4 protein-coding genes are annotated in these 3686 nt (G+C 52.5%); all 4 read left to right on the top strand.

Annotation, left to right across the window (positions count from 1 at the left end; all coding sequences use genetic code 11):
• The first annotated feature begins 175 nt into the window (after nt 1–175).
• The 4 genes from QZR21_RS08585 to QZR21_RS08570 all read left to right on the top strand — a co-directional run bounded on the left by QZR21_RS08585 (nt 176) and on the right by QZR21_RS08570 (nt 3478).
• Nucleotides 176–1207 (top strand): hypothetical protein, encoded by a 1032-nt coding sequence (locus tag QZR21_RS08585; protein WP_296099187.1) that lies wholly within the window; start codon nt 176–178, stop codon nt 1205–1207.
• Nucleotides 1208–1244: 37 nt separating this feature from the next.
• Nucleotides 1245–2000, top strand: a complete 756-nt coding sequence (locus QZR21_RS08580) for a hypothetical protein (protein WP_296099189.1) — start codon at nt 1245–1247, stop codon at nt 1998–2000.
• 414 nt (nt 2001–2414) lie between these two features.
• Nucleotides 2415–2948, top strand: a complete 534-nt coding sequence (locus QZR21_RS08575) for a nitroreductase family protein (protein WP_296099190.1) — start codon at nt 2415–2417, stop codon at nt 2946–2948.
• Nucleotides 2949–2962: 14 nt separating this feature from the next.
• Nucleotides 2963–3478, top strand: a complete 516-nt coding sequence (locus tag QZR21_RS08570; RefSeq protein WP_296099192.1) for a nitroreductase family protein — start codon at nt 2963–2965, stop codon at nt 3476–3478.
• The last annotated feature ends 208 nt before the right edge of the window (nt 3479–3686 follow it).

Below are 3686 nucleotides of genomic sequence, written 5' to 3'. Positions count from 1 at the left end.
ACGAATGACTCTATCCGTAAGCATCGCCCTAACAGCTCGACAAACTGAAATTGGCACTGCCCCGTGCCATCACCATCCATCAGCACCGAATCCGGCTCTGTAAACTCCTGCAGAAACCATGCTATAATATAATTATATCATGCCCTTTGATTTGCAATAAGGCGGGGGAGAACCTATGAAAAAAATGATTTTTACACTGGCCCTGGCGGCAGCTGCAACTGTGCCGCTGGGAGCGGTGATGGCGGAGGAAACGGAGACCCCATCTGTTATGGCGGCGCCGGTATCTTCCTATGTATATACGAATGAAAAAACCGGGATCTCTATAACCCATCCGGGAAACCGGATGGAAGACAAGAGTTCCAATGACTTCCAGTACCGGGCCTACCTGCCGGACAGCGGCATATCCCTTTCTGTCCTGTCCCATGGAATGAGCCAGCCCCTTCCTTCGGCGGAGCTGAAGAAAGAGCAGGCAAAGGTAAAAAAGTTCCTGGAAGAGAGTATCCGGAATTCCGGAGAAAAACAGGTATCCCTGAAGCAGGAAAAAGTGGGTGGGGAGACGGCCTTTCTGGCAGAGACGGAAGGATCCGGACAGGATGGAAATTTCTCGGTTCTCCGGTATGTATTCCCCCTTCAGGACGGGACCTACATGGTATCCTGGACCATGAAAAGGGAAGACCTGAAAGGGAACCGGTCCCTGGTAAAGTCCATGATGGACACGGTCCGATTTTTCCCGGTTATGCAGAAGATACCGGTGAAAGGAACGGCCTATACCTACGATATTCCTGCGGACATGCGGGTGGATTATGATCCTCCCGTGGCACCGGACCATGTGCTGGTGGCGGGAAACAGGAATCTCATGACCGGCGTGCTGGCGCTCCCTATTAAAGAAAATGGGGATTTCAGTTTTCTGCCGGCAAGCCTTTCGTCTCTGACGGAAGCGCAGAAACAGAATATCGTGGACCATTTCAAAGCAAAACTGGCCAGCGAGAGCACGGGAAAATATGTGAAGAATGTGATATTCCGCTTTATGCCGATAAACGGCAGGGACGGGCTGGTGCTGGACTTTGATGACCAGGGCGACCATTCGAGAAGCTATATCTTCATGAAAGACGGCAGGTATATTTCCTTTGACTACATTTATAATGTGAAAGAGAAGGACTATGCGGAGAAGATCATCCGCCAGTCGGTATCATCCATTTCCCTCTGACCGGAGGGAATGAATCGTTTTCAGTGGAGGCGTTACTTTGTTTTTTAATCTATTCGGCGGCGACAAGCAGAAATATATAGAAGAATATGCGGACAGAATGGCCGGGGCCGCAGTGAACGATGAACTCGATGCGGATATGCTGGAAAGTCTCATCGACTTTGCAAAGAAGCATGACCTGGGCAACAAGCAGCTGGCGAAGGCCCAGGGCCTGGCCTGCGACAAAGCTTTCGAGAAGCTCTATCACAACGGCTACATGGATGACGATGAATATGGCATGTATTCCGATATGCTGAAGCTCTGCTACATGATGAAGGAAGACCAGAAATACAAATATACCACCATTGCCAGCCGCTGCAATGCGCTCTACAAGATTCAGGAAGAGGGGCTCATGCCCACCATGAAGCGGGAGTACACCAATGTGAAGTACCGGGAAGGGGAAAAGCTCCATTATACCTCCGCCGGCCGTTTGGTGACGCCGCAGCAGCCGCTTGCAAAAGGCAGTGGTATCGTCATTGCCCCGGGCAAAACATTCCGGGTGGGCAATTGGGAAAATAAGGAAGACAAGTCCCTCTGGAAAGAAGGGGACAAGGGGGCCTTCTGGATCACCTCCGACCGCATCGGTTTCCGCAGCCGGAATGAGCAGGTGGAGACGGACCTTGCAAATCTGGACTCTGTGGAGCTGGGCGCCGGTCCCCTCCGGGTGTACGAAAAAGGGAAAAAGGATCCCTGGTGCGTGTCCCTGGACGACTATGAAATGGTTGGCGCCATCCTGTCGAACCTGATGAATCGGTAAGAAGGGTGGTATTCGGGCTATTGCGGTTTGACGAGCTATTGGAAATTTACTGTTTGGCATGCTGACGGTTGGAGTCATAGCCTTGAGCAGTGAGCCTTGGGCTTTGAGTTGGCCAGCCGCTTCGCGGCAGATTTACAAGCTGACGGGTAGAGGCATTCGCATGGGGCTTCTAGCTTCTAGCTGTTAGCAGCTAGGAAGGCTGATCCGCCTGCGGCGCTTTCCATCCGATGTTTCCACCTGTCATTCATGCCGTAGGCTGTAGAGCTTTCCTAATTGCTAGAAGCTAGGAGCTAGAAGCCTCCGCACGAATGACTCTATCCATCAGCACTGCCCAACAGCTCGACAAACTGAAATTGGCAGTATCTCATCACAAACGTTTATGTATGATTACAGGGCTTCGGTCTGGAGGTAACTATGGAATTTGATCATGTACTGGCTGTAAGAAGCTCCGTCCGCCGCTATACGGAGGAACCGGTGGCGGAAGAGGATATCGAAAAAATTGTGGCGGCAGCGGAACGGTCGCCGGTGGGCCACTTTGACTTCAAAAACTATGCCATTGCGGCGGTGACGGACCGGAAAGTACTGGACCTCCTGGCTGAAGAAAACCAAACCCTCTCCGGTAGGGGAGACCCCATCTACGGGGCGCCGGTGCTGCTTCTCATCATGAGTACCCCCGAGGCCCGGGAAGACTCCATCAAGCTGAATGCAGGAATCATGGCGGAAAACATGCACCTGAAGGCCGTGGACCTGGGGCTGGGATCCATCTGCATTTACAGCTTCATCCGCACCCTCAATCAAGAAGAGGGCTATGGAAAATATTTCCAGGCCCTGCACCTGCCGGAAGGGTTGAAACCGGCCATGGCAGTGGCCGTGGGCCATACGCCCATTCCCCAGCGGGAAAGGCGGTTTACACCCCGCATCAGGGTCTATCGTATCGGTAATGAATAACAGGAGGCAGTGTTATGGAATTTGATAAGGTATTACAACTTCGGAAATCCATTCGTTCCTATACAGAGGAGCCGGTATCGGAGGAAGACCGGAAGGCCCTCGTCCATGCGGCCCTTACGTCCTCTGTGGGCCATCACAATGACAAGGGCTATGCCATTGTAACGGTGACGGACCCGAAGGTGCTTCATCTTATCAGCACCGAAGGCGGAGAAAAGGTGGGAAAGCCGCACATGATTTATGAAGCGCCCCTCCTTATCCTCATTTGCCGCACGGAGGATGTCATGGAAAGTCTGGAAGGCTTCGATGCCGGTATCATTGCAGAGCACATCCACCTGAAGGCCAGCGACCTGGGCCTGGGCTCCATTATTCTCTTTGGTTTCATCCGTCTCCTTGGTAAGGATGCGGAATACCTGAAGGCTCTTCACCTGCCTGAAGGGATTACACCAATCTTGGCAGTGGCCGTAGGCCATACGCCTCTGGCAGACAAGCCGAGAAAAGAAGACCGCCATTTCCAGGTCATCGAGAGATAATAGGTGCAAGCCATATGTCATGGAAATCATGGCATATGGCTTTTTACGCGGGGGAAAGGGGGACAATTAGGACTATGCCAGTTCGGCAAAATGCGGTTTGTCGAGCTACTGTGTTCGGCGCGGATGGGTAGAGTCTTTCGCATGGGGCTTCTAGCTTCTAGCTTCTAGCTGTTAGCAGCTAGGAAGGCTGATCCGCCTGCGGCGCTTT

The sequence above is a fragment of the uncultured Dialister sp. genome, from assembly GCF_900541605.1.
GTDB lineage: Bacteria > Bacillota > Negativicutes > Veillonellales > Dialisteraceae > Dialister.
The sequence above is the reverse complement of the archived record's forward strand: the minus strand, read 5'-3'. Positions and strand labels throughout refer to the sequence as shown.